At 60.0% G+C, this 26,614-nt stretch carries 20 protein-coding genes and 1 tRNA gene; 8 read left to right on the top strand and 13 right to left on the bottom strand.

What is annotated here, in order from left to right:
- From EP30_RS03665 to EP30_RS03655, 3 genes are all read left to right on the top strand, one after another.
- Positions 1-2,437: Spy0128 family protein (locus EP30_RS03665; protein WP_140556190.1), on the top strand; the 2,437-nt coding region annotated here is incomplete at its 5' end.
- A 101-nt stretch (positions 2,438-2,538) separates the two neighbouring features.
- The gene (locus tag EP30_RS03660; protein WP_094663714.1) at positions 2,539-2,943 is read left to right on the top strand and encodes a PH domain-containing protein; all 405 of its coding nucleotides are present in this window, start codon (positions 2,539-2,541) and stop codon (positions 2,941-2,943) included.
- Positions 2,944-3,026: 83 nt separating this feature from the next.
- Positions 3,027-3,578, top strand: coding sequence for a type 1 glutamine amidotransferase domain-containing protein (locus EP30_RS03655; protein WP_140556187.1), 552 nt, complete (start codon positions 3,027-3,029; stop codon positions 3,576-3,578).
- A gap of 71 nt (positions 3,579-3,649) precedes the next feature.
- On the opposite strand, the gene EP30_RS03650 is transcribed toward EP30_RS03655, so the two are convergent.
- Positions 3,650-4,585 carry a LysR family transcriptional regulator gene (locus tag EP30_RS03650; RefSeq protein ID WP_094663784.1) on the bottom strand — a complete coding sequence of 312 codons (936 nt, stop codon included), beginning with the start codon at positions 4,583-4,585 and terminating at the stop codon, positions 3,650-3,652.
- A gap of 294 nt (positions 4,586-4,879) precedes the next feature.
- Here EP30_RS03650 and EP30_RS03645 point away from each other — a divergent pair, with 294 nt between their 5' ends.
- On the top strand, positions 4,880-6,322 hold the full coding sequence (locus EP30_RS03645; protein ID WP_140556185.1) for an aspartate ammonia-lyase: 1,443 nt from the start codon (positions 4,880-4,882) through the stop codon (positions 6,320-6,322).
- A gap of 66 nt (positions 6,323-6,388) precedes the next feature.
- On the opposite strand, the gene EP30_RS03640 is transcribed toward EP30_RS03645, so the two are convergent.
- The 10 genes from EP30_RS03640 to EP30_RS03595 all read right to left on the bottom strand — a co-directional run bounded on the left by EP30_RS03640 (position 6,389) and on the right by EP30_RS03595 (position 19,907).
- Complete coding sequence (locus EP30_RS03640) at positions 6,389-7,309, bottom strand: Nif3-like dinuclear metal center hexameric protein (protein ID WP_258185346.1); 921 nt, start codon at positions 7,307-7,309, stop codon at positions 6,389-6,391.
- Positions 7,310-7,416: 107 nt separating this feature from the next.
- Positions 7,417-10,245, bottom strand: coding sequence for a DNA polymerase I (gene polA, locus EP30_RS03635; protein ID WP_140556238.1), 2,829 nt, complete (start codon positions 10,243-10,245; stop codon positions 7,417-7,419).
- Between the two features lie 38 nt (positions 10,246-10,283).
- A complete protein-coding gene (locus EP30_RS03630; RefSeq protein ID WP_375137732.1) occupies positions 10,284-10,889 on the bottom strand; it encodes an ANTAR domain-containing response regulator in 606 nt (201 codons plus the stop codon).
- Positions 10,890-11,023: 134 nt separating this feature from the next.
- Positions 11,024-11,097, bottom strand: a tRNA-Leu gene (locus EP30_RS03625).
- A gap of 141 nt (positions 11,098-11,238) precedes the next feature.
- On the bottom strand, positions 11,239-12,681 hold the full coding sequence (gene pyk / locus EP30_RS03620) for a pyruvate kinase (RefSeq protein WP_094663707.1): 1,443 nt from the start codon (positions 12,679-12,681) through the stop codon (positions 11,239-11,241).
- A 348-nt stretch (positions 12,682-13,029) separates the two neighbouring features.
- Positions 13,030-14,019 (bottom strand): TerC family protein, encoded by a 990-nt coding sequence (locus EP30_RS03615; protein WP_094663705.1) that lies wholly within the window; start codon positions 14,017-14,019, stop codon positions 13,030-13,032.
- 88 nt (positions 14,020-14,107) lie between these two features.
- Positions 14,108-16,222 (bottom strand): excinuclease ABC subunit UvrB, encoded by a 2,115-nt coding sequence (gene uvrB / locus EP30_RS03610; protein WP_140556183.1) that lies wholly within the window; start codon positions 16,220-16,222, stop codon positions 14,108-14,110.
- Positions 16,223-16,326: 104 nt separating this feature from the next.
- Positions 16,327-16,953 (bottom strand): dephospho-CoA kinase, encoded by a 627-nt coding sequence (coaE, locus tag EP30_RS03605; protein WP_140556181.1) that lies wholly within the window; start codon positions 16,951-16,953, stop codon positions 16,327-16,329.
- A gap of 142 nt (positions 16,954-17,095) precedes the next feature.
- The gene (gene rpsA, locus EP30_RS03600; protein ID WP_094663700.1) at positions 17,096-18,577 is read right to left on the bottom strand and encodes a 30S ribosomal protein S1; all 1,482 of its coding nucleotides are present in this window, start codon (positions 18,575-18,577) and stop codon (positions 17,096-17,098) included.
- 223 nt (positions 18,578-18,800) lie between these two features.
- The gene (locus EP30_RS03595) at positions 18,801-19,907 is read right to left on the bottom strand and encodes a metal ABC transporter solute-binding protein, Zn/Mn family (protein ID WP_258185345.1); all 1,107 of its coding nucleotides are present in this window, start codon (positions 19,905-19,907) and stop codon (positions 18,801-18,803) included.
- 108 nt (positions 19,908-20,015) lie between these two features.
- On the opposite strand from EP30_RS03595, the gene EP30_RS03590 reads away from it, so the two are divergent.
- The 3 genes from EP30_RS03590 (at position 20,016) to EP30_RS03580 (ending at position 22,874) form a co-directional block, all read left to right on the top strand.
- A complete protein-coding gene (locus EP30_RS03590; protein ID WP_140556179.1) occupies positions 20,016-20,891 on the top strand; it encodes a bifunctional methylenetetrahydrofolate dehydrogenase/methenyltetrahydrofolate cyclohydrolase in 876 nt (291 codons plus the stop codon).
- A gap of 244 nt (positions 20,892-21,135) precedes the next feature.
- Positions 21,136-22,047 carry an ABC transporter ATP-binding protein gene (locus EP30_RS03585; protein WP_140556177.1) on the top strand — a complete coding sequence of 304 codons (912 nt, stop codon included), beginning with the start codon at positions 21,136-21,138 and terminating at the stop codon, positions 22,045-22,047.
- Positions 22,044-22,874: a metal ABC transporter permease gene (locus EP30_RS03580; RefSeq protein WP_140556174.1), complete on the top strand. Its 831-nt coding sequence runs from the start codon at positions 22,044-22,046 to the stop codon at positions 22,872-22,874. The genes EP30_RS03585 and EP30_RS03580 overlap by 4 nt, the downstream gene beginning before the upstream one ends.
- Positions 22,875-22,961: 87 nt before the next feature.
- Here EP30_RS03580 and ispF read toward each other — a convergent pair whose 3' ends face one another.
- On the bottom strand, positions 22,962-23,486 hold the full coding sequence (gene ispF / locus EP30_RS03575; protein ID WP_181160769.1) for a 2-C-methyl-D-erythritol 2,4-cyclodiphosphate synthase: 525 nt from the start codon (positions 23,484-23,486) through the stop codon (positions 22,962-22,964).
- A complete protein-coding gene (locus EP30_RS03570) occupies positions 23,486-24,106 on the bottom strand; it encodes a CarD family transcriptional regulator (protein WP_094663690.1) in 621 nt (206 codons plus the stop codon). Before EP30_RS03570 ends, ispF begins: the two co-directional genes overlap by 1 nt.
- A 229-nt stretch (positions 24,107-24,335) precedes the next feature.
- Between EP30_RS03570 and glgB the strand changes: the two genes are divergently transcribed.
- The gene (gene glgB / locus EP30_RS03565) at positions 24,336-26,582 is read left to right on the top strand and encodes a 1,4-alpha-glucan branching protein GlgB (protein WP_140556172.1); all 2,247 of its coding nucleotides are present in this window, start codon (positions 24,336-24,338) and stop codon (positions 26,580-26,582) included.
- Positions 26,583-26,614 lie beyond the last annotated feature (32 nt).

Below are 26,614 nucleotides of genomic sequence, written 5' to 3'. Positions count from 1 at the left end.
CAACGCCACGCTCTCCCCGCCCGATCCCACCAATCAGCCTGGCGGCAGCGATGATGGCGTGTTCACGCCCGACATCGACTACATCCATAAGCGACTCGATTCGAGCGCCTCCACGAACGATGCCGGCGAAGCCATCTGGACCTCGACCATCTACACCTCCCGCATGCCGGCTTCGACCGATCCCACCACGCTCGAGTTCGCCGACGCACTGACCGGAAAGCCACAGGGGGCGACCTTCCACTTCAAGGACAAGCCGACGTTCAAGGTCGGAGACACGATTCTCGTGGAAGGAACCGACTACGACTTCACACGTTCCTTCGTGCCCGGCGAAACGACCTCATTCAACGTCAAGTTCAAGGGAGACACAGTCAAGGCAGCCTTCGGCAAGACCGACATCATCGTCACCTACACCACCGTCTGCAGCAAGGCCCCCGGAGATTACGCTAACCGTTCCGTCGTCAAGTTCGGGAACAACCCCAGTCAGGGATACAACGCCACAGACCACGTCGAGAAGACCAATCTGGTCTCCAAAAGCGGCAAACTCAGGTGGGACAAGGACTTCAAGTGGAACACCATCGATAAGAACGACACGTCCGTGGGCGCGTGGGTGGCCGACTGGACCGTCATGGTGAACGAGGACGCCGACCCAAACAACCATCATGGTCTGGTGAACACCGAAGGCAAGCCCATCGTAGTGCAGGAGACACTGCCCGAGGGCATGCGCTACGTGCCAGGTGGCACATACGATATCCAGGCCGGTCTGGATGTTGGACCATTCACGGGTCAGGACCTCGACAAGACCATTACCTCCAACAACAATGGCCGAATCGAGTTCACCATCCCCACGGACAACCTGAGGCAGAACGACGGATACTACAAGGCCTTTGCAACGCTTACCTATAGAACCGCGGCAAAAAGCACCGGCAAGGATGTCTCCTACACCAATACTGCGAGTGCCTCGACGGGTTCCACCAATCTCGGTAGCAGCTCGGCCACGGTCACCGGCAGGAACAACGTGGTCGACAAGACGGCGGTTGCCGAGGAGAAGCTCAACCATGTTCGCTACACCATTCTGGTGAACCCCGAAGGCGTCGACATCGCGAAGGATTCCGACACGGTGACGCTCTCGGACGTCATGGACTCCAAGGGAACCTTCCTGCCCGGTTCGCTGAACATCACCGATGACACCACAGGTGATGCCATCGACGTACCGGTTCAACTTGACGACATCGTCGATGCCGATGGCAATCCGACACAGAAGCTCACACTTACCCTGCCTGATTCCATGCCGGTGAGGGTCGTGTACGCCGTCATGCCTTCCGGCAAGCCTGGAGACAAGGTGAATCTCAAGAACGTCGCCACGCTCGAGGGGCAGATGGGTGGTAGCTCCACCAACGAGAACCAGTGGAATGTCACCAACGCGCAGGCTGGCACGGTCGGCACAGCGGGTGCCATCGCCATTACCAAGGTGGATGCGTCGCATCTATCCCGGTTCCTGCAGGGGGCCGAGTTCGCGTTGTACAAGGTAGACATGGATAAGCTGGACCGGGTCCTCTCCCCCGGTAGCAAAGCCACCGACGAAATGATTGAAGGTGCCGCCACAAAGGTGTACACCGGTATGACCGGGCCGAACGGCACATTGGAATTCGGCACTGTCGAAGAACCACTTGAGAACTATGCGCTCTACTATTTTGTGGAGACCAAGGCACCCACATTCACGGGATCCGACGGCGTCGTCGTGCACTACTCTCTTGATTCCGCCAAGCATTACGCCATGATCAAGGGCGATGATGACCAGGCGTATGAGAACGCTATCGCGAAAGCCCGGAGACTCGGCTTGGCGGTCTCCCCCAACACGGCATTCACGGTAACGGACAAGCGCATTCCCATACCGGTCAAGGCGTCTATGAAGCTGGGCAAGCAACTGTCCGGCCGTGCCTGGACCGACGCGGATGCGTTCGACTTCCAGCTCACGATCGACCCTAGCGGCAGCAGGGGCGTCAACGAGTCCGACCTTGTCGACGCTATGCCCAAGCCGGACACCGTCACGGTGCGTAAGTCCGGTTCGGGAGCCAATGGCAGTGTTTCACCCGTGACGTTCGGTGACTTCACATTTACCAAGCCGGGCACCTATGCCTATGGCGTGCATGAGACAAGCCAGCCCGGCAACGGTGTGACAGTCGACTCCCGCATGGCCAGAGTGACTTTCACCGTGGTCCCAAACGCTGCCGGCGATCTCACCGTCACGAGCAGGACTTCAGGGCTGAACGATGTGAATGGCACGCAGACGTTTGTCAACACGTATAGCTCGATAACTGCGCTACCACTCACCGGTGGGTTCGGTACACCACGAAGCTGGGCCATTATCGGCGGCCTGCTCGCGGCGATGGCCGGTATCACCATGGTGATAGTGGACCGACGCAGGCGGGATATGTGATACACCGTGTCCGCTGTGCTTGATACTCGCGTTGCCCGTTGGCATCCGATAGTCTGGAGAAACGGACACCCGACGACGGCCGTCGGGAGGAAGGGAAAATCATGATCGATTTCAACACCACGTTCACCAAGATGGACGACATGGGTCATGGTGAAGCCAACACGTTGCTCGATGGACTGCTGCTTGACGGCGAGACCGTCCACGCCGCGTTCACCGGTACGCGCGGCTGGGTGGCATTCACCGATCGGCGGGTCATCATCGTGACCGCACAAGGCATAACGGGCAAGAAGAAGGACTACACGACCTTGCCGTATTCCGGCATTCGTGCAGCCAGCGTCGATACGACAGACGGATTCGAGACGGATGCCAATATGGAACTGTGGATCGGAGATTTGGGATTCTCCGGTCTGGTCGGAGTAGCTACGCCATGCAAGATCCGACTTGAATTCGTGCCGGGTGTCGATGTGCGTGATCTCGAACGATTCGTCGTCGATAGAATCCTGTAGTCGTTTGATGTCGTACCATGTGTTGCGTACATGGTATTGGCACACCATCGTCATCACACGACCGCTATAAGGAGAACAGGATCATGGCCATCGAAAACGCCAATGTACTGATCATCGTCAACAACTGGGGCATCGAGGAGACGGAGCTGACCCGTCCGTTGCGCGATCTCAAGGCCGCCGGCGCGAATGTGACGCTCGCCGCCACCACGCTGGACCCGTGCGAAACCGTGCAGCACGACCGTTATGAAGGTGAGACGCTCACCCCGGACGCCAAACTGTCCGACGTGCAGGCCGCCGACTACGATCTGCTGGTGATTCCCGGCGGCACCTGCAACGTCGATCGCATTCGCGTGAACGAGGACGCGATCACGCTCGCTCAGGAGTTCGCGCACGCCGGCAAGCCGATCGCCGCTATCTGCCATGGTGTGTGGCTGCTGGTCAACGCCGGTCTGATCGCGGGAAAGACGTCGTCCCCCTGCCGTTACATCGCCGCCGACATCGAAAACGCCGGTGGCCACTACGTCGACAATCAGCTGACCGTGGATGACGAGAACGGCTGGCGCCTGATCACGTCCCGCAAGCCCGACGATCTGGACTACTTCGTGGGCGCGATCAAGGACACGCTCTCGGCCTGACGCCCGTACGTTTTCGGCTCATGCGCAACATGCAGAGTCACAGGCAGCCGCATGCGCATGACGGCACAGCATCACATCACCGGCGGCCGCACTAACACCTCGTCGGCACCGTCGGCATTCGACAGCAACATGTCGACGGCAAGTCCGGCGAGGTATTTCGCCATTGGTGACAGCTCCCAGTTCTTACGAGTCACCAGTGCGAACGTATCGTAGATAGGCTCGGCGAGTGACGTGGTGTAGACGCTATCGGGGAATCCTTCCGCATCCGCCACCGCCCGAGGCAGTATCGTGTCGCCAAGTCCGAGGGAAACCAACGACAAGGCGGAATCAACCGATTCGATTTCAATCATCGGGTCCAACGTCACCCCATGCATCTGCGCCTGCTGGGCAAGCTGCCTACGCGAAGGGTCCCGCCATCCATGGTGGGCATCGTAGAGGATCAACGGCTCATCGGCTATCCGTTCCACACGCATCGGTTGCGCGCACCGCTCCGGTTTGCTGCTGGCCCATAGAATCTCCTGTCGCATCAGAGGCGTAATCGCCAGTCCGTCAGTGGGAATCGGCAGGCAGAGCAATCCGGCTTCGAGTTCGCCGTCACGCACCGCGTCCGCAACCTCGAACGAGTTCTGACCGACCAGTCGCAGATGCACGTTCGGATGGGCTTCACTGAAGACGGACGCCAGATCCGACAAGCCGTAGTAGCCGGCATTGCGCAGAATGCCGAACGACACCGTGCCGCCTCGCCCGGTCAGCAAGGCGTTCAACGCCGTGTCCGCGCCAAGCGATCCGTCCATCAGACGCTTGGCCCACGGCAACAGCGTGCGGCCCGCAGTGGTGAGCACCAGACGCCGTCCACCACGTACGAACAGTTGCAGTCCGTAATTGGCTTCGATGCGTCGCACCAGTTCCGACACAGTCGGCTGGGTCATGCCCATGTATTCGGCCGCTGCGGTGAACGACCCCAAGGTGGCGGCGTAATAGAACGCCTGTATCTGCGTCAACGTCATGGCAATCATGGTGAAACCGCAGTGATGCGAAATGGTGTCGCCAATATGTTCGGCATGTAAATCGGTGTAAACGATATCGGACCTTCGCACGATCACACTTCCGATTGTCGGGCTTACCAACACCCGTGTCACCCCGTCATAGTCTTCTTCTATGGGAAATCAAGGAATCGGTGCTCTTGTATGGTGTGTCGTCTCCGCGTATGGTCTGATGTCATCGAAGCCCACCGGCAACGATGACATCCCACAACCATCACCACAAGCCCGGCACAACCGGGAAACAGGGAGGCACCTCAAATGACCGCTGTGATCCTTACCGACACGGTACGCACCAATACCACCGACCGCTCCGCCCGCATCGAGAAGGACTGCATCGGCACATTGCCGGTTCCGGCGAATGTCTATTGGGGTATTCACACGCAGCGTGCCATTGAGAACTTCCCGATCTCCGGCGTTCCGGTGAGTCACCATCCCGAACTGATTCGCGCCTATGCGCTGGTCAAGCAGGCGTGCGCCCAGGCGAACGTGGCGCTGGGTGGCATCAGTCATGAGCAGGATCGTCTGATCGAGCGGGCGTGCAAGGACGTCTACGCCGGCATGTTTGACGATCAGTTCCCGGTTGATGTGTTGCAGGGAGGCGCCGGCACCAGCACGAACATGAACATGAACGAGGTAATCGCCAACCGTGCCCTCGAGCTCGGCGGCCATGAGCGTGGCGAATATACGATCATTCATCCCAATGATACGGTGAACAAATCGCAGTCCACGAACGACACCTATCCCGCGGCGGTTCGACTGTCCCTGATCTTCGCACTGCGCACGCTGATCCGTAGCGTCGACGCCCTGTCCCTGTCATTCCTGGCCCTGTCCCGTCGTACCGCCGATGTGGTCAAGCTGGGTCGCACGCAACTGCAGGATGCAGTGCCCATGACGTTCGGTCAGGAGTTCGGCGCCTTTCATGCCACCATCGCCAGTGATTCCCGTAGGCTTTCCGATATGATCGACCGGCTCGCGGTGGTGAACCTCGGCGGCACCGCCATCGGCACCGGCATCTGTGCGGACGCCCGGTTCCGGAACCTTGTCACGGAACGGCTGCGTGCCGTATCCGGGATGCCGGTGACCTCAGCGGAGGATTCGGTCGCGGCGACCAGTGACATGGCCGATTTCGTTGATACTTCGTCGGCGTTGAAGCGTCTGGCCGTTCATCTTGGCAAGATCGCCAACGATATTCGTCTGCTCACATCCGGGCCGCAGGCAGGTCTCGTGGAGATCCACATTCCGGCACGGCAGGCTGGTTCCTCGATCATGCCCGGCAAGATCAACCCGGTGATTCCGGAAAGCGTGAACCAGAGCGTGTTCACGGTGATGGGCATGGACACCACGGTCAGTTTCGCCGCCGAGGCCGGACAGCTGCAGCTCAACGCCTTCGAGCCGGTTATCGCCCACTCGCTGCTCGATGGGATGATGATCCTCGCCCATGCCATGGATACGCTGCGTACCCACTGCGTGGAAGGCATCACCGTCAATGCCAAGGTCGGCCGGGAACGCGCGGAGCATAGCGCATCACTGGCCACTTCGCTCAATGGCTACGTCGGCTACGAAGAGGCCGTCCGTCTCGCGCATAAGGCTCTGGCCGAAGGTCGCAGCGTTCATGACGTGGCCATGGACGAGGGCCATATCCGCAAGGAGATTCTGGATGATGTGCTCGACCCGCTGAAGCTTGCGCATCTCGATCGCTGAGCGGAGCCAGTACCCGGTGCGGGATCGTGGAGGTTCCGCACCGGGATTCAGTTCCTGGCTTCAGTTTCAGCCGACGCGGAAGGTCCACGGATCGGTGCTGGTCGTGGACAGCGTGACCTCCACATCAGTGCCGAGGGTTCGTCTGATCGTCTCAGACACATCAGGCACCAGATAGTGGAACAGCGAGCGCTCGATGGCTGAATGTGGCGTGTTGATCAACGCCGGACGGGGAACGGACGCCCCAGTCGGGGATTCCACGCGTCCGACGGCGAACCCCCGGCCGCGCAATTCCGCTTCGTACAGGGCCTGTTGCCATGCGTCGGTGGCAGGATGATGACGGAGGTCGCTGGTGATGTACACGTCGGCACCGGTTGCCCGGACCTCGTCGAACATCGAATCCCCGGAACCCGGTAGCGTGGCGACAAGCTGTACCTGCTGATCGGGGTCTCCCGCCACCTGAATGCCGAGTTCGGTATGCGGCAGCAGGTTCGCCACGCGTTCGGCGAGTGCGCGAAGCGTAACCGGTTCGGGAAGCTCGCCAACACGTCCGAGTCCGACGGCATGGTCAGTGTTTGGATCGGCGATGGGTTCCAGCGGCCTCTGGTCGACGAGGCCGAGCCGGTCGGCGAACGCGTGTGCGGTGCCGCGATAGGCGGAGTCGGCGTTGGTGTGGCCGACCCATAGTCCGCAATGATTGGCAATCAACGTATTGACGATATCACCGCGGAATCCGAGTCCGGAGATCTGATGTACGGATCGGAAGAACAGCGGATGGTGGGTGATGAGCAGGTCCGCCCCGTAGTCGATGGCTTCGGCCACGATTTCCCGGGTGGGATCAACCGCGCAATAGATACGACGGACCGGCTGGGAGAGGTCACCCACGATCAGGCCGGGTTCATCCCATTGTTCCGCATATCGGAGAGGATACAGCGTTTCCAGCACGTCGACGATCTGCTTGAGTGTGGGTGCCATGGTCGGTTCGGTCATTGTCATTCCCTTCCGAATATGCGGTTGCGATACTACACAAAATAATACGGGTCCTCAGGTCCTTGGCTTCAGAAGCCCGAGGACGTGAGGACCCGTATACCGGTGACTCAGTGCGCCGCGAGCTGCCAGTCGTCGCCGATGCCGGTGGAGACATCGAGCGGCACGTCGAGATGCACGGCGTTCTCCATGGCGTCGCGGATCAGGTCGGTGGCGGTGTCTGCCTCGCCGGGGGCGATCTCCGCCACCAGTTCGTCGTGGATCTGCAGAATGATACGACTATGAAGGTCATGATCGCGCAGTGAATCGGCGGCACGGATCATGGCGATCTTCATGATGTCGGCGGCGGTTCCCTGGATCGGCGCGTTCAGTGCGGCGCGTTCAGCCGCATCGCGGACACGGCGGTTCGTCGACTTGAGACCGGGGAAATAGCGACGACGTCCGAACATGGTTTCCGTGTATCCGTTGCGCTTGGCTTCGGTCACCAGGGATTCCAGATAGTCGTGCACCTTGCCGAATGTGGCGAAATACTTGTCCTTGAGGACGTCCGCCTCGGCCGGTGAGATCTTGAGCTGTTGCGCGAGACCATACGTGCTCAGTCCGTAGGCCAGTCCGTAGCTCATCGCCTTGACGTGGGACCGCTGGTCGCCGGTGATCTCGTCCACAGGAATCTGATAGACGAGCGAGGCCACGTAGCGGTGGAAGTCTGCTCCGGAACGGAACGCCTCGATCAGCGCTTCGTCGCCGGACAAATGTGCCATGATGCGCAGTTCCACCTGCGAATAGTCGCAGCTCATCAACGATACATATCCCTCGCCCGGCACGAACGCTCCGCGGATCTCACGGCCAGCGGCGTTGCGGTTGGGGATGTTCTGCAGGTTCGGTGCGGCCGAACTCAGCCGTCCTGTGGCGGCCACGGTCTGTTCGAAGGTGGTGTGGATGCGACCGTCGTTCTGATTCACCTCGTCCAGCAGACTCTGCACGATCTGCTTGAGCTTGTTGGTTTCACGATGCCGTAGCAACGCCACCAGGAATGAACTGGCACGCTCGTTGTTCACATTGCGCACCGCCATCTCCTGCAATGCCGCTGCGTCGGTGGTGTATCCTCCGGATTTGGTCTTGCGGGTGCCGCGCAGTTGCATGTCGTCGAACAGCACTGCCTGCAGCTGCTTGGGGCTTTGCAGGTTGATGTGTTTGCCGGCAGCGTCCCATGCCTGTTCCTGGGCGTCCCGCGCCTCGGTGGCGAACCGATCACGCATGGCGATCAGACGGCCTTCGTCCACGGCCGCCCCGACCGATTCCATGCCGAACAATACTTCGGATACCGGCAGTTCGATGGTGTGCAGCAGAGAATACTGCTTCCTCTCCACCACCTTGGGTGCAAGATCACGGGCAAGTGCGCGCACGAGCGCGATATGGCGGACCACGGACGCGGGCTTTGCCGTCTCCGGTTCCTCGTCGATGTCGAGTGCGAGTTCTCCCTGCGTCGCCCCGGCATCGGCCTCGTCCATTGGCAGATCAAGGAAGTGCGCCGCCTCGGCGTCCAATGAATCGGGATGATAATCGGATTCGACCAGATATCCGGCAAGCTGGGTGTCGAACCACGGTCGAGGCACATGCACGCCGATGGTGGCAAGCAGATGCGACTGGTCTTTGAGCCCGTGCAACACGCACACGCCCGCACGATCGTTCAGCAACTGCTGCAGCACGTCGTGGCATGCAGCGGCCGAGTCGGCCTGCAATATCACGGCATGATTATCGGGACCCAACAGCGAGATCGCCTGCAATATGGTGGTGCCGGGGTGAACGTCCCCCTCAGCGTGGAGGAACCACGAGGATTCCAAGGATTGTGAGGCATCGTCAAGCTCACTGTCGGGCACAGTCTTTGGCTGGACCGCGGAAACGATGTGGTCGTTGATCCACTGTCGTACCTCGTCCACGACCGTATCCTCATTATCTGCGATCGTGTCGATGATCGGCCCGTCCAGCACCGGTTCAGCGAGGCCGGATTCCGCGTCGGTAGCGGTCCCCTCCCCTACGATGCCACCGGGGAACGCCTTAAGCAGCCGGGTCTTGGTCCGGGGGCCGAACTCCAGCTTTGTGAACAGCACATCGATCGCGGTAAGGTTCGGCGGAGACATCACCAGATCACCCACGTTGACGCCGAGATCAAGGTCACGCACCAAGGCGTTGACCTTGCGATTGAGTTTCACCTGATCAATGTTCTCTCGCAGGGCCTCGCCCTTCTTGCCCTTGATCTCATCGGCATGCTCGATGATGCCGTCAAGATCGCCGAACTGGTTGATCCATTTGGCCGCGAAACCGTCGCCCACACCAGGGACTCCGGGAATGTTGTCCGCGGTCTCACCGCGGAGCGCCGCCAGATCGGGATACCGCTGCGGGGTGACCTTGTACTTTTCCTCCACGGCCTGTGGCGTCATATGCTTGAGGTCTTTGAAATGATGCCCGGGATAGAGCACGGTGATGCGATCATCGATCAGCTGAAAGGCATCACGATCGCCGGACAGCACCAACGCATCAAAGCCCGCCTTCTCCCCCATGGTAGCGAGCGTGGCGATGATGTCATCGCCTTCATATCCCGGCTTTTCGATATAGGTCACACCCAATGCCGTGAGCATGTCCTGAATCACCGGCAGCTGCGGCAGCAGATCCTCCGGCGCGGCATCCCTTGTGCCTTTGTATTGCGGGAGCAGATCGTTGCGGAACGTGCCACCTTTGACATCAAACGCCACCGCAACGTGTGTGGGATGTTCGTCCAGAATCACTCGGGTGAGCATGTTGGCGAATCCCCACACCGCGTTGGTGGCGAATCCTGCGGATGTCGTGAAATTCTCGGCAGGCAACGCGAAATACGCGCGGAATGCCAGAGAATGCCCGTCGACGACGAGCAGTCTGTTCTCTGCCGTCACCTTGTCCATATCGTCAGAAGCGTGCGAAGACAGAGTCATGGATCAGCTCAGCCCTGCACCTGCTCGATGACCGCGTCGGCGACCTCCTGCATGGTCAGACGACGATCCATCGACGTCTTCTGAATCCAGCGGAACGCCTCCGATTCGGTAAGGCCCATGTTCTCCATCAGCAGGCCCTTGGCACGATCGACACGCTTGCGAGCCTCGAAGCGCGCCTTCATGTCGGAGACCTCGTCACGCAGCGCGTTCATCTGATCGAATCGGCTGATGGCCACCTCGATGGACGGGAACAGCTTTTCGGGAACGAACGGCTTGACCACATACGCCATGGCACCGGCGTCAGCAGCCTTCTCCACCAGGTTCTGCTGGGAAAATGCGGTGAGCATGACCACGGGGGCAAGATTCTCCTCAGCGATCTCCTTCGCCGCAGTGATGCCATCCTTGCCCGGCATCTTCACATCCATGACAACAACATCGGGAACCAGTTCACGGACCAGATCCACGGCCTCCTGGCCGCTGGCAGCCTCACCAACCACATCGTAACCGGCGGCGCGCAGCGACTCGACGATGTCGAGACGAATCAAGGCCTCATCCTCGGCCACGACGACGGTGCGTCCCTTCGAATCCTCCGACAGCGCATCCATATCAGACATATCCGTCCCTTTCCGCGTTTTGACCATAATGAATCGCGTTACATCATCGTAACCAATTCAAATCACGTACTATGCAACGCAACACATTCAATCACGTAAGCGATGGCGGTAACGTTCCCTCATCGCCACGTCAGTGCCCCGGGTGGGACTCGAACCCACACTGTACAGATTTTGAGGCTGTCTCCTCTACCAATTGGGATACCGGGGCAATCCTTAAGAGAGGGTACACCATTTATCGAAATGACACAAAAGATTGGGGCCCATCCGCGTGTTTCGCCACGCGGATGGGCCCCAGAATCATGCCGTACGGTTACCGATCAGCGGTACCATACCGCCGATTCATCTATGCTCACGCGGCGTTGCCGACGGTGTGCACGTAGATGGAGTCGGTGCTGCCGGGCTTGTGGTCACCCTGGGAGCAGCTGAGCACGACGATGTGGTCGCCGTCCTCGACCTTGCCGGCGGCCTTCAGCGTGGCGTCGGTGAGGGCCATGACTTCCTTGCGGGTCATGTCGTGGTAATCCTTGTCCAGCAGGAAGGCCTCGGTGCCCCAGCTCAGAGCCAGCCAGTGGTAGGTGTGCTCGTTGTTGGTCAGACCGTAGATCGGGGCGGCCGGACGCTCACGGGCGATGCGGTGCACGGTGTCACCGGTCTGGGTGAAGGCGACGATGGCCTTGGCGTTGAGCTTCTCGGCCAGGTCGACGGCGGCGGAGGACACGGCACCGGACTTGGACATATCCAGATTCTTGAGCTCCGGGATGCGCTCGAAGCCGTGTGAGGTGGCGTACTCGGAGATGCGGGACATGGTGGCCACGGTCTCGGTCGGGTACTTGCCGACGGCGGTCTCGTTGGAGGTCATCGTGGCGTCGGCGCCGTCAAGCACGGCGTTGGCGCAGTCGGAGGCCTCAGCGCGGGACGGAACCGGGGAGTTGACCATGGAGCCGAGCACCTCGGTGGCCACGATCACGGGCTTGGCGTACTTGCGAGCCAGCTCGATGATGCGCTTGGTGGCCAGCGGGACCTCTTCCAGCGGGCACTCAACGGCCATGTCGCCACGGGCGGCCATGATGCCATCGAAGGCCTTGACGATGTCCTCGAGGTTCTCGAGGGCCTGCGGCTTCTCGATCTTGGCGACGATCGGGATGCGACGGCCTTCCTCGTCCATGATCTCGTGGGCGCGGTCGATGTCGGTGGCGAAACGCACGAAGGACATGGCGATGATGTCGGCACCGGTGCGGATGGCCCAACGCAGGTCGGCCTCATCCTTCTCGGTCAGGGCGGGCAGGCTCACGGCCACGCCGGGCAGGTTGATACCCTTGTGGGAGGAGACGGGACCGGCCACGACGACCTTGGTGTGCACGTTGTTGCCCTCGACGCTGGTGACCTCGAGACGGACCTTGCCGTCGTCGATCAGAATCGGATCTCCCGGGTGGCAGTCGCCGGGCAGACCCTTGAAGGTGGTGGAGGTAATGGTCTCGTCGCCTTCGATGTCGTCGGTGGTGATGGTGAACTCCTGACCGGCCTTCAGGAAGACCTTGTCCTCACCATCAGCGTTCTTCTTAAACCAACCGCAACGAATCTTCGGACCCTGCAGGTCAACCAGGGCAGCCACGTTGCGACCGACGGTCTTGCCGGCCTCGCGGAGGTTGTTGTAGACCCTCAGATGGTCCTCGGGCGTGCCGTGAGAGCGGTTCAGACGAGCGACGTCCATGCCGGCCTCAACGAGCTTGGTGATGTTCTCGAGGGATTCGGTAGCCGGTCCGATGGTATCTACGATCTTGGCTTTACGCATATTGCCTGCCTATTTCTTCTAGACGGAACGAGGAACAGGATGTTTCCCCGCTGTTGCCATGGATTAGCTTACTAGCTGTTCCAGACCGAGCAAGGTGTGATTACGGCGTGTTGTGTTAGCGTTCACATATTGGACAGCCAAGCGTCACCTTCCTGAAAAACTTGGAATAACAAGCCAAAACCATCGTTGATCCAACATCATCCTTCGGGATGACGGCGCGAAAAACAGCAATCATACGACGAGGTCCCGTGCGTGTCATCCATGCACGGGACCTCGTATCGTCACTACGTAGTGTGATGCAGACAGAACGGTCATGCGTCCGTCAATGCATCGGCAGCTGGTCGGCCGTCAGTTCTGCGCGTCCTTCTTCTCCACCGCCTTCATCTTGATGACGCTGGCCGCCGCTGCAATGCCGATCGACAGCACGATCACCGCAAGGGAGAGCCATGTGGGGACTTCCGGCACGGCATGAATGGGCTGGCCACCGTTGATGAACGGCAGCGTATTGGCGTGCAGGGCCTCCATGATCAGCTTGACGCCGATAAAGCCCAGCACCACGGACAGGCCGATCGGCAGGTACACCAGTTTGTCAAGCAGCGCGCCCAGCAGGAAGTACAGCTGCTGCAGACCCAGCAGGGCGAACACATTGGATGTGAACACGATGAACGGGTCCTTGGTCAAACCAAAGATCGCAGGAATGGAATCGAAGGCGAACATCACATCGGTGGTTCCAATCGCCAGGAAGACGATCAGCATGGGCGTCCAGTACTTGACGCCATCCTTGGTGGTGCGCAGACGCTCGCCATCATACTCGTCGGAGATGCGAATCACCTTGCGCAATGTGGAGATCAAGGCGTTCTCATGGTATTCCTCGTCATCGTCCTTGCCGAAGGCGAGTTTGAACGCCGTCACCAGCAGGAACGCGCCGAAGAGGAAGAACACCCATGTGAACCGGGTGATGATGGCGGCACCCAGCAGGATGAAGATACCACGCAATATCAGCGCGATCGTGATGCCGATGGACAGCACGAACTTCTGCAGTTGCTTCGGGACCGCAAAATTCGCCATGATGATAACGAATACGAACAGATTGTCGATGCTCAACGAATATTCGGTAAGCCAGCCGGAATAGAACTCCAGGGCCGGTTTGGAACCCGCCACGGCCCAGATGAGTCCGCCGAAGATCAGCGCCATGACCACGAAGAACGCGATGTGTCGCACGCATTCCGCAGTGGAGGGCACATGAGGACGACGACCGATGATCAGCAGATCGACGATAAAGAACACGGCGAGCACCACGAAGGCACTCACCATAAACCATAAAGGAGTCTCAGCCATGGGTCACCATCATACGGACCATCGGTGACCAGTGGAACCGGACATAGACAATATATGGCAATTGTCGCCGCTGCACGACATTTATTCGCTATTTATTCGCTTCGGTCATCTGTCGCAGTTCCTTCTTCAGGTCACGGATTTCGTCACGGAGTCTGGCGGCCAGCTCGAACTGCAACTGCTCGGCGGCCGTATGCATCTGCTCGCTGAGCTGACGGATGAGATCGGCCAGATCCTGAGCGGGAAGCCCCGCGGACAGCAGGTCGCGATGCCGACGCTCGGCCTCTTCCGGAGACCCCCCAATGGGGACACCGAGGTGCGAGTTCCCGGCCTTGTTGGCATTGCGATATCCGCCCTCCAGCAGGGTCTGGGTGTCGACGTCCTCCTTGGCCAGCATGTCGTTGACATCGCTGATCTTCTTGATCAGCGGCTTCGGATCGATGCCATGCTCCGTGTTGTAGGCGATCTGCTTCGCGCGACGACGATTCGTCTCGTTGATGGCCTTGGTCATGGCCTCGGTACGACGGTCCGCATACATGATGACCGTGCCGGACACATTTCGTGCCGCACGACCGATGGTCTGGATCAGCGACCGGTAGGAGCGCAGGAAGCCTTCCTTGTCGGCATCCAATATCGCCACGAGCGAAACCTCGGGCAGGTCCAGGCCCTCCCTGAGCAGGTTGATGCCCACGATCACGTCGATTTTGCCCTCACGAAGTTCCCGCAACAGCTCCACACGCCGCAACGTGTCGACATCGGAATGCAGATACTCCACCTTGATGTCACGTTCCAGCAGATAGTCGGTGAGGTCCTCGGCCATCTTCTTGGTCAGTGTGGTGACGAGCACACGCTCGTTGCGCGCCACGCGGTCCTTGATCTCGCCAAGCAAATCGTCCACCTGTCCCTCCACCGGACGGACATCGATCTTGGGGTCGACCAGGCCCGTTGGCCTGATGATCTGTTCGACCACGCCATCGGACAGGCCAAGCTCATAGTCACCGGGGGTCGCCGACAGGTACACGGTCTGTCCGATGCGCTCAAGGAACTCATCCCATTTGAGCGGACGGTTGTCCATAGCGCTGGGCAGACGGAAGCCGTGTTCCACCAGTGTGCGTTTGCGCGAGGCATCGCCCTCGTACATGGCGCCGATCTGCGGGATCGTCACATGCGACTCGTCGATGACCAGCAGGAAATCGTCGGGGAAGAAGTCGAGCAGGGTATGCGGCGGAGTGCCCGGAGCACGGCCGTCGAAATGTCGCGAATAGTTCTCCACGCCCTGGCACACGCCGATCTGCGACAGCATCTCCAGATCATAGGTGGTGCGCTGGGTGAGACGCTGCGCCTCCAGATCCTTGCCCTGCTTCTTCAATACGGCCACACGCTCGTCAAGTTCCTCGCGAATCGTCTTCAGCGCATGCTGCATGCGCTCCGGACCAGCCACATAATGCGATGCCGGGAAGATATGGACCTCGGTCTCGTGCGCGATCTCGTCACCGGTCAGCGGGTGCAACGTGGAGATTCGATCGATCTCGTCGCCGAAGAATTCGATGCGCACCGCCAGCTCCTCGTATACGGGGATGATCTCCACCGTATCGCCTCGCACTCGGAACGTTCCACGAGTGAAGGCGATGTCGTTGCGCTTGTATTGCATGTCGACGAACTTCCGGAGCAGATCGTCGCGGTTGATCTCCTGCCCCTCCTTGAGGAATAGCATGCGTCCGGCGTATTCCTCCGGCGTACCGAGTCCGTAGATGCAGCTGACGGTGGCGACCACCACGCAGTCTCGCCGCGTCAGCAGGTTTGCCGTCGCTGCATGGCGCAACCGCTCCACATCATCGTTGATGTTGGAATCCTTTTCGATGTAGGTGTCGGTCTGCGGGATGTACGCTTCGGGCTGGTAGTAGTCGTAGTAACTGACGAAATAGCTCACGGCGTTGTCGGGCATGAGTTCGCGGAATTCCGCACAGAGCTGTGCCGCCAATGTCTTGTTGGGTTCGAGGATGAGCGTGGGACGTTGCAGTCGTTCGATGAGCCATGCCGTCGTGGCGGTCTTGCCGGTGCCGGTGGCACCCATGAGCACCACATCGTTCTCGCCGTTCTCGATGCGCGTGGCCAGTTCCTCGATGGCCGCCGGCTGGTCCCCCGATGGCTTGTACGGCGATTTGACCACGAAGGGACGGTTGGTTCGTTCGATGTTATAGCCCATGCCATGCCTCTGTTGTGATGTCTTCCGGCGACTCCAGGAACGGCTGCCTTGCTGCACCATATGCACAGCCAATAGCCGCGACCTCCTGCCACCCGCATTCGCACTCAGTACGACGGATGCGTCAGTACGTGATACAGCCTATCAACATCTTCAAACATCTGTTCTAGGGGTTTGGTGGAATCGATCACATAATCGCAGATATCGAACCGCTGCTGCTGTGAGGCCTGGTTGTTGATGCGGGCGACGGCCTCCTCACGCGTCATTCCCCTATTGCGGATCATGCGTCGTATTCGGGTCTCCTTGGGGGCTTCGACGGTGATGATCGCATCGAAGTAATCCCACCGCGATGTTTCGACCAGCAACGGAATGTCATGGACCACAAGCCTGCGGGTGCCATCCTTCGGCTCGGGATGGGAGTCAAGCCATTGATATTCCAGACGCCCGGCCTCGCGGAACACGATGGGATGCACGATGTCGTTGAGCTCCTGCAGTTTGTCCGGATCGGAGAACACATGAGCCGACACCCAGGCACGGTTCATCTCGCCATCCCGTCCACGGGCACGTCGTCCAAACCGACGAATCACCTGGTCCAGGCCTTCGCTACCTTTGGCCACCGCCTGTCTGGCAAGCTGATCATAGTCGATCACATAGGCACCTAGCTGTACGAAGCGCTTGGCCACAGTACTTTTGCCGGCTGCAATGCCTCCGGTTAGTCCCACTCGAGTGAACATACTCTTCTCCTCACATCGAACGCGGGCGTCCTTGCCCGGCCGCTTTCGACTCAACCGTTTTCAGTCTACAGAAAAACCCGGTCGCCATCAGGTAATGACAACCGGGTTTTCACTGTTTAGTCAGCTATGCGACGGAACGAATTCACTTCTTCTCGTTCAGCAGCTGCTCGCGCAAGGCGGCCAGCTGATCGTCGGAAGCGAGCGTACCCTCGGAAGCGGTCTCGGAGGAGTAGTTGGACACCTCTTCCACCTTCTCTTCCTTGGCCTCGCCCTGGCCATCGGCCGCGGCGGAGGCGTCGGCGTTCGCCAGCTCCTTGGCGACGAACTCCTTGTGCTGCTCCCACAGATCGTGGGCGGCGGCGTACTGGGCTTCCCACTCCTCGCGCTGCTTCTCGTAGCCAGCGATCCACTCGTTGGTCTCCGGGTCGAAGCCTTCGGGGTACTTGTAGTTGCCCTGCTCGTCGTACTCGGCCGGCATACCGTACAGAGCCGGATCGAAGTCCTCGGAGGAGATGTCAACGGAGTCGTTGGCCTGCTTGAGGGACAGGGAGATACGACGACGATCGAGATCGACGTCGATCACCTTGACGAACACCTCTTCGCCCGGCTTGACAACGGTCTCCGGGTTCTCCACGTGGCGGTTGGCCAGCTCGGAGATGTGCACCAGACCCTCGATGCCGTCATCCACGGAGATGAACACACCGAACTGAACGATCTTGGTGACCTTGCCCTTGACGATCTGGCCGGGAACGTGGGTGCGAGCGAAGCGCTGCCACGGATCCTCCTGAGTGGCCTTCAGGGACAGGGAGATACGCTCACGATCGAGATCGACATCGAGCACCTCGACGGTGACCTTGTCGCCGACCTTGACAACCTCGGACGGGTGGTCGATGTGCTTCCAAGAGAGCTCAGAAACGTGGATCAGGCCGTCAACACCACCGAGATCGACGAAGGCGCCGAAGTTGACGATGGAGCTGATGACACCTTCGCGGATCTGACCCTTCTTGAGCTGCGAGAGGAAGGTCTCGCGCACTTCGGACTGGGTCTCCTCGAGGTACTGGCGACGGGACAGGACCACGTTGTTGCGGTTCTTGTCGAGCTCCAGGATCTTGGCCTGGATCTTCTGGCCGATGTAGGGGGCCAGATCGCGCACGCGGCGCATCTCGACGAGGGATGCCGGCAGGAAGCCACGCAGACCGATGTCCACGATAAGGCCGCCCTTGACGGCTTCGATGACGGTGCCTTCGACAACGCCATCGGCTTCCTTGATCTTCTCGACATCGCCCCAGGCGCGCTCGTACTGGGCACGCTTCTTGGACAGAATCAGACGGCCTTCCTTGTCTTCCTTGGTGATGACAAGTGCCTCGACGGTATCGCCGACCTCGACGACGTCGTCGGGATCGACGTCCTTCTTAATGGAAAGCTCACGGGAGGGGATCACGCCCTCGGTCTTGTAGCCGATATCCAGGAGCACTTCGTCGCGATCGATCTTCACGACGGTGCCTTCGACCAGATCACCATCATCGAAGTTCTTGATGGTGGAATCGACTGCCTTGATGAAGTCCTCTTCGGTGCCGATGTCGTTGATGGCGACCTTGGTGACCTCTGCGTTGTTCTCTGCCATGTAAATGTACTGGTTTTCTAATAGATGGGTGGATAAAATCGATATTTAGTTATCGCATGTCCATGCGGACACGCACAAGGAGATAGTCTAGCCGAACGCATGGTCAATAAATCCGGGCGTGTCGCGCATGGCGAACACGCCCGTGAAAAGCCAACCGTTATTCGATACGACGCCACTGCCATGACGCGACCGTGAACCCTAGCGGCGTCTTGTCCAATGGACGTTACTGATCACTGTCACCTGAGGATTCCGCGGTTCCCGTCGATGACGAATCCGACGGCTGTTGCGATGACGACTCCGTCGGCTGGGACGTGGCATCGTCCGTGGCGGAATCCTCGGTGAGCGCCTTGTCGAACTGCGAGATCAGCGAGTTCATCCAAGCGATCAGTCCGGTCATGCCTTCGGGCACCTGTTCGGTTACGTCGACCACCGGCACGCCGGCATCATCCGCGGACTTGGTGACCATTGCCGTCATGTCGGATTGCTCCTGCGGATTGTTGATCAGCAGGGAGGCCTTGCCGGATGTGAGGACCTTCTGCATCTTCTGCACATCCGCGGGAGCCGGTTCGCTTTCGTTGAGCATGGCCTGGGCGTATGACTGAGGAGTGACATCGGTGAACTTCAGATCACTCATCAGATAGTAGGCCACGGATTCGGTGGCGGCGTACGTGGCTCCGGGATGGTTCTTGGAGAAGACCGCCATGTTCGATTCGAGCTCATTCTCGCTTTTCGTCCAGGTGGCGAGACGCTGGGAGAAATATGACTTCGACGATGGCGCGGCTTTGCCGTAGGCCTCGGCTATCTCTTTGGCGACCGCGGTGCGCGCGTCACTGGAGAACCACAGATGCGGGTTGTCGCCGTCCGACGCGCCAACGGTGTCGGCGGCATTCACCACGGACTGCGCACCGGTCGTCGCCTTGGTCGCCCACTCGTCGTATCCAGCGCCGTTGACGACAAGCACCGAGGCCTTGGAGATGGCGGCGATGTCGCTGGTCTGCGGTTCGAAATCGTGGGCGTCGACATTGGTGGTGCCGAGAATCGAAACGACGTCGACCTTGTCTCCTCCGATCTCCTTGGCGAGCATGCCCCACTGATTGATCGATGCGACCACCGTGATGACGTCATCACCGGACGGCGAGGAAGTGGCGCTGGCGCCATCGGATGCGGTCGAGCCGCACCCCGCGGTCGAGAACATGATGACGGCGGCCACCGCCGCGGCGGCCACTCTGCCTATTTTCGCGGAAAACGTCATGACTTCCTCCGGGTCATCCATACGCTGTCGTCCACACAACCACTCCCACAGGCACAGTCCGCACTGGAGCGCGACCATGACATGATTCCGTTCTGTGGAATGATTTCACGATAGCCCATGATGCGGAGTATCGTGACAGGACGCGTTATTGACGCTGTGAAGCTATACAGAACAAGGAGCGAATCGATGGCACTTCGATTGGACGGTAAGCAGGCGTCGGCCACCATCAAGGCAGACCTGGCACGGCGCGTGGAACAGCTGAAATCCAAGGGGATCACCCCCGGACTGGGCACGCTGCTGGTCGGGAACGACGCGGGAAGCGTCAAGTATGTGGCGGGCAAGCACCGCGATTGTGCCGAAGTGGGTATCGCCTCCATCGCCGAGGAGCTTCCCGCGAATGCGAGTTTCGACGACATCGCGTCGGCAATCCAACGGCTGAACGAGAACCCGGCGTGCACGGGCTTCATCGTGCAGCTGCCCCTGCCCAAGGGCATCGATGAGAATGCGGCAATCGACCTGATCGATCCGAAGAAGGATGCGGACGGCATGCATCCCTACAATCTCGGCGAACTGGTGTTGCATCCACGAGGGGAGCTGACCACACCGCTGCCGTGCACGCCTCGTGGCGTCGTGGAGCTGCTGTCCATGAACAATATCGATCTCAACGGCAAGCATGTTGTGGTGCTGGGTCGTGGCATCACCATCGGTCGAACCATCGGTCTGCTGATCAGCCGCAAGGAGATCAACGCCACGGTGACGCTGTGCCACACCGGCACCACGAACATCCACGAGATCATGCGGTCGGCCGACGTGATCGTCGCGGCGATGGGCAGCGCCCACTTCGTCAAGCCCGAGGATGTACGACCGGATGCCGTGCTCGTGGACGTGGGCGTCAGCCGCGTAACCGATCCGGAGACGGGAAAGTCCAGGATTCTGGGTGATGTGGATCCGGCAGCGCGGGAGGTATGCGCCGCATATACGCCGAATCCGGGCGGCGTGGGGCCGATGACCCGTGCCATGCTGCTGAGCAATGTGGTGGACATCGCCGAACGCATGGCCTGATGGCATGCGGCAATAGTGGCTCCAGGGGCGCCTCGTCATCGGGCGCCCCTGTCGTTGGTCGTGGTCAGTCATGGGTGATCATGGTTGGTCGTGGTCAGTCATGATGACCATTCATCACCTCATCGCCGGCGCACGTCCATCACACCGCCACCGACGGTCACTGACACGTCGCGATTGGACGAATTCATCAAATACTGATTATTATTCTCAATAGCAGTAGTATGATTATCGTCAGAGGTGCATTATGTCAGCAACGCACGTCCAATCCATCCCAACCTCGGACAACGCCGCAACGGACGCCGTGGTGCTCAGCGACGCCGAGGTCCGTCGCGGAGGAAAGGTCATCTGGTCGCACGGCAACCTTGCCATTCCCTCTGGAACGGTGACCGCCATCGTCGGCACCAACGGAGCGGGAAAGACCACGCTTTTGGATGCCGAACTCGGTTTGGTGCCATTGCATTCGGGCTCCATCACCGTCATGGGACGCCCCGCAGGCCAGAACAACGCCAAGATCGGCTATGTACCGCAGTCATATATTGCAGGGCTGGATTCGAACATCACCGCGCGACAGTCGGTGATTCTGGGACTTACCGGCACACGATTCGGCATTCACTTCGTCACCAGGGAGGAAAAGGCCCGAGCACAGCAGGTGCTGGAGTTCGTCGGCCTGGCGGACAAAGCCGACTATCGGCTTAATGAGCTGTCCGGCGGTCTGCGCCAGCGCGCGGCCATCGCACAGGCGCTGGTCGGCGGCCCGAAGCTGCTGCTGCTTGACGAGCCGCTGGCAAACCTCGATATGGCCAGCCAGCGTGCCGTGGTGGAACTATTGGCCCGTCTGAATCAGGAGTGGGGCATGACCATTCAGGTGGTCGCCCACGATCTCAACATGCTGCTGCCCATTCTCACCGGCGCGATCTACCTGCTTGACGGACACCCGCATTACTCCCCCATCAGCTCGGTACTCGACTCCGATCTGCTCACCCATCTGTACGGCACCCGCATCGAAGTGGTGACCACGCCGCAGGGCGACATGTTCGTCACTCCCGACCGCAAGCTGGAACCCGACGAACGCGATCAGGATACCCACGATGCAACCGAGGCGGCGCATTTCCACGAGCACCACCATACGAACCTGCCGAAGGAGAACGCACGATGAAGGTCACATTCGCTTTCGATCCCGAATGGCTGTCGGTGCTTACCGCGCCCTTCATGACGAATGCCATCGAGGCCGGCCTGCTCATCGCCGTAGCCGCTGGAATCATGGGATACTTCACCATCACACGGCACTCCACCTTCGCGGCACATGCACTGGCTCATATCGGTCTGCCCGGTGCCACCGGTGCGGTGTTGCTGGGTCTGCCCGTCTCCCTCGGTCTCGGGGCGTTCGCGCTCGGCGGCGCGCTGGTGATCGGAGCGCTGGGCAAGAAGGTGTCCGAACGCGAGATCGCCACGGGAACCGTACTGGCGTTCGCCACCGGTCTGGGTCTGTTCTTCGCCCGACTTTCCTCCAGCGCGTCGCAGCAGATGCAGTCAATCCTGTTTGGTTCGATCCTTACGATCACCGATGGTCAGATCATCGGGTTCGCGATCTTCGACGTACTGCTGCTGGCTGTGCTGGCCCTGGTATACCGGCCGCTGCTGTTCAGCTCGCTTGACGAGCAGGTGGCGCGTGCCAAGGGCGTGCCGATCTCGCTGATGAATGTGCTGTTCATGGCCATCATGGCGGGAGTGATCACCGTTGCGGTACCCGCGGTGGGCACCCTGCTGATCTTCGCGCTTGTTGTTACGCCTGCCGCCACGGCCTCGATGATCACCCGTTCGCCGTTCGCGGCCATCGTGGTGTCGTGCCTGCTGTGTCTGGTCAGCATCTGGGGCGGCTTGGTATTGTCGGCCATGTTCCCCACTCCGCCCAGCTTCGTCATCGTGACGCTCAGCACCCTGATGTGGGGTATAGCACGAGTGGTGTGCGGCAGGAAGCACTGATAACAGATATTCGAATGGGGACGTCTACCGTCCCCATTCTTCGTTCAGCCGATACTTGGCGAGAGCACTATCACGTTGATCAATCGATCAATCAACGGACGACGCGAGTGGCATAGCCAATGCCGTGGCGATGGCGGCGATACCTTCGCCACGGCCGATGAATCCCATGCCATCCGTGGTGGTGGCGACGATGGTCACCGGAGAGCCAAGCGCTTCGGTCATGGCCCTGCATGCCTCCTCACGTCGGCGTCCGATACGTGGAGCATTACCGATGATGGAAACCGATACATTGACGATGCGCCAGCCCTCATGCTGCACGCGGTCTCGAACCATACGCAGCATGTGGTACCCGTGCATACCTGCACCCGAGGAGTCAGCCCCGACCCCGAACATGGAGCCGATATCCCCCAGACCGCAGGCCGACAAGACGGCGTCGATCACCGCATGAACGGCGACATCGCCGTCGGAGTCCCCATCAATGCCTTCTACGCCACGATGCTCATCATCGGTCCAGCGCAAGCATGCCAGCCACAGCGGCCGGTGTGTGCCCGGTTCCGCAAAGCGATGCGCATCAAACCCCTGTCCAACGCGCATCGCGGTCGGTTCGATCATCACTTGGCCTTGCGGGTCGACTTCTTCTTGCCCTTGGACGCCTTCGCCTCGGCCTCGATGCGGGCGAGCGTTTCGGACGCGGGCTCCTTGGGTGCCTTGGTGTGATGCTTCTCATCCCCCGGCTCGGGATCACGGTAGCCGAGATTGACATCAAGCAGACGTTGGGTCTCCTCTTCGCTGAGCTTTTCGCTGAGCGAGATCTCGGAGGTGAGAATGTTGCGAGCCTTGGTAAGCATGCGCTTCTCGCCGGCGGACAGTCCATGCTCGTCGTCGTCGCGCTGCGCAAGATCCCTGACGACCTCAGCGACCTTGTTCACATCGCCGGTGGCGATCTTCTCCACGTTGAGCTTGTAACGACGGGACCAGTTGGTCTTCTCCTCGACGATCGGCGTACGAAGAATCTCGAACACCTTGGAAACGGCCTTGCCGTCGACGACATCCCTCACGCCGACCTTCTTGACGTTCTCCTCGGGAATCTGGATGACAAGACCATCAGAGGACAGCACGGAAAGCTTGAGATACGTGCGCTTGACTCCGTTCATCTCCCTTTCGGTGATCTCAACGATCTTCGCGGCGCCATGGCGCGGGTAGACAACGGTATCGCCAACCTGATAACTCATAAAGACAGCCCCTCCAAATGATTACAGAAGACATTTCATATTCGCATATCGCATGGACGACAACGAATTCCCCCATCAAGACACTCGCGGAACCAGCCATCGGGACATCTCAGACCTTCACGGCGTGTCGCCCAGAATGACGGGAAATCAAGGAGACACCCGGGTATGAACGTTCAAACCCGGCACGGAGATGAACGATTTTATGCGGGGGTCTACGTACACTTTTGGTATGACAAACACACATGAAAACATCCCGCAGCCCGTCAAAGTCGACCAGGCAGCCCTGGATGCCGTCAGCAATGGCGTCTTCTACAACCCGCACACCATTCTCGGTGCGCACCTCAACGGAGAGGACGGCGAAGGCTTCGCCACCGTGCGCGTGCTCAAGCCCCTCGCCAAGACCGTGACCATCATCACCCAGAACGGGGAATGGCAGGCCTGGCATGAGTGGAACGGCGTGTTCGTGGCCGTCGTACCGGCGGACAAGACCGACGACGGATATGCCGTACCTGATTATCGTGTAAGGACCGAATACGAGGACGGATCGTCCTCGCTGGCCGATGACCCCTATCGCTACATGCCCACCGTCGGGGACATGGATATGTACCTGTTCGGCGAAGGACGTCACGAGCGTCTATGGGAGGTGCTTGGCGCCCACGTGCACACGTACGACGACGTCATGGGAGAACCGGACGGCTCCTCCGACACCACCGTGTCCGGCACCGCCTTCGCCGTATGGGCCCCCAACGCCCGCGCCGTTCGCGTGGTCGGCGACTTCAACTCCTGGGGAGGCCGTCAGTTTGCCATGCGCGAGCTTGGTTCCTCCGGCATCTGGGAGATCTTCATCCCCGGCATCGGTGCCGGCGAGCGCTACAAGTACGAGATCTTCAACGCCAACGGCGAATGGAAGCAGAAGGCCGACCCGATGGAGCGCCAGCATCAGGTACCGCCGGAGACCGCATCCATCGTCGTGGACTCCAAGCATGAATGGCATGACGACGAATGGATGGAGCGTCGCCGCACCGTCGATCCGCATGCCGGTCCCATCAGCATCTACGAGGTCCATGCCGGTTCCTGGAAGGTGGGTATGACCTACCGTACCCTCGCCGACGAGTTGGTTCCCTACGTCAAAAAGATGGGCTTCACCCATGTGGAGTTCATGCCGCTCGCCGAGCATCCATTCACCGGATCGTGGGGATATCAGGTCACCGGCTACTATGCTCCGCAGTCGCGTCTCGGCACCACGGACGATCTCAAGGCGCTGATCGACGCCTTCCATCAGGCGGGCATCGGCGTGATCGTGGACTGGGTCCCTGCCCATTTCCCGAAGGACGACTTCGCACTCGCCCGATTCGATGGCACGCCGCTGTACGAGGACCCGGATCCGCTGCGCGGCGAGCATCCCGACTGGGGCACGTACGTGTTCAACTTCGGACGTAACGAAGTACGTGACTTCCTGGTGGCCAACGCCTGCTACTGGCTTGACGAATTCCACGTCGACGGCCTGCGTGTGGACGCCGTGTCCTCGATGCTCTACCTCGACTACAGCCGTGAGAACGGCCAGTGGCGTCCGAACATCTACGGCGGACGCGAGAACCTTGAGGCCATCGCATTCCTCAAGGAGGCCACCTCCACCGCATACGGCCGCTACCCCGGCACCATGATGATCGCCGAGGAATCCACGGCATGGCCGGGCGTGACCGCTCCGACGTCCGAAGGCGGTCTGGGCTTCGGACTGAAGTGGAACATGGGTTGGATGCACGATACGCTCGAGTACCTGCATGAGGCCCCGATCAACCGCAAGTGGCATCATGGCGAAATCACGTTCTCGATGATGTACGCCTATTCGGAGCATTACGTGCTGCCGATCAGCCATGACGAGGTCGTGTACGGCAAGGGCGCGCTGTTCGGCAAGATGCCGGGCGACGACTGGCAGAAGTACGCTGGTGTGAGGGCCCTGTTCGCCTATCAGTGGGCGCATCCGGGCAAGAACCTCACCTTCATGGGCAACGAGATCGCCCAGTACGGCGAATGGAACTACAAGTCCTCCGTCGATTGGGACGCCCTCAACTGGCCGGATCATCAGGGGGTGCAGAAGTTCGTCGCCGATCTGAATGAACTGTACCGCAAGAGTCCCGAATTCTGGAGCCAGGACTTCGAGCCCTCCGGATTCCAGTGGCTCACCAGCGACGATGCCGACCACAATGTCCTGAGCTTCATGCGTCTGGACAAGGAAGGCAACCCGATCGTGGTGATCGTCAACTTCTCCGGTTCGGCATGGTCCGACTATCAGGTGCCGTTGCCCAAGGGCGGCAAGTGGGTCGAGATCCTCAACACCGATGACGAGAAGTACGGCGGATCGGGCATCTCCAACACCGACATCGAGGCGGAGAAGGAGGAATACCATTCCCGTCCTTACTCGGTGAAGATCACCGTTCCGGCTCTGGGAGCCCTGTTCCTCAAGCCTCAGGAGTGACAATCACCGCCGCACCCGATCCTTCCGGACGC

Source organism: Bifidobacterium sp. UTCIF-39, from assembly GCF_006408715.1.
Lineage (GTDB): Bacteria > Actinomycetota > Actinomycetes > Actinomycetales > Bifidobacteriaceae > Galliscardovia > Galliscardovia tissieri.
This window is presented reverse-complemented; position numbering and strand designations above follow the sequence as displayed.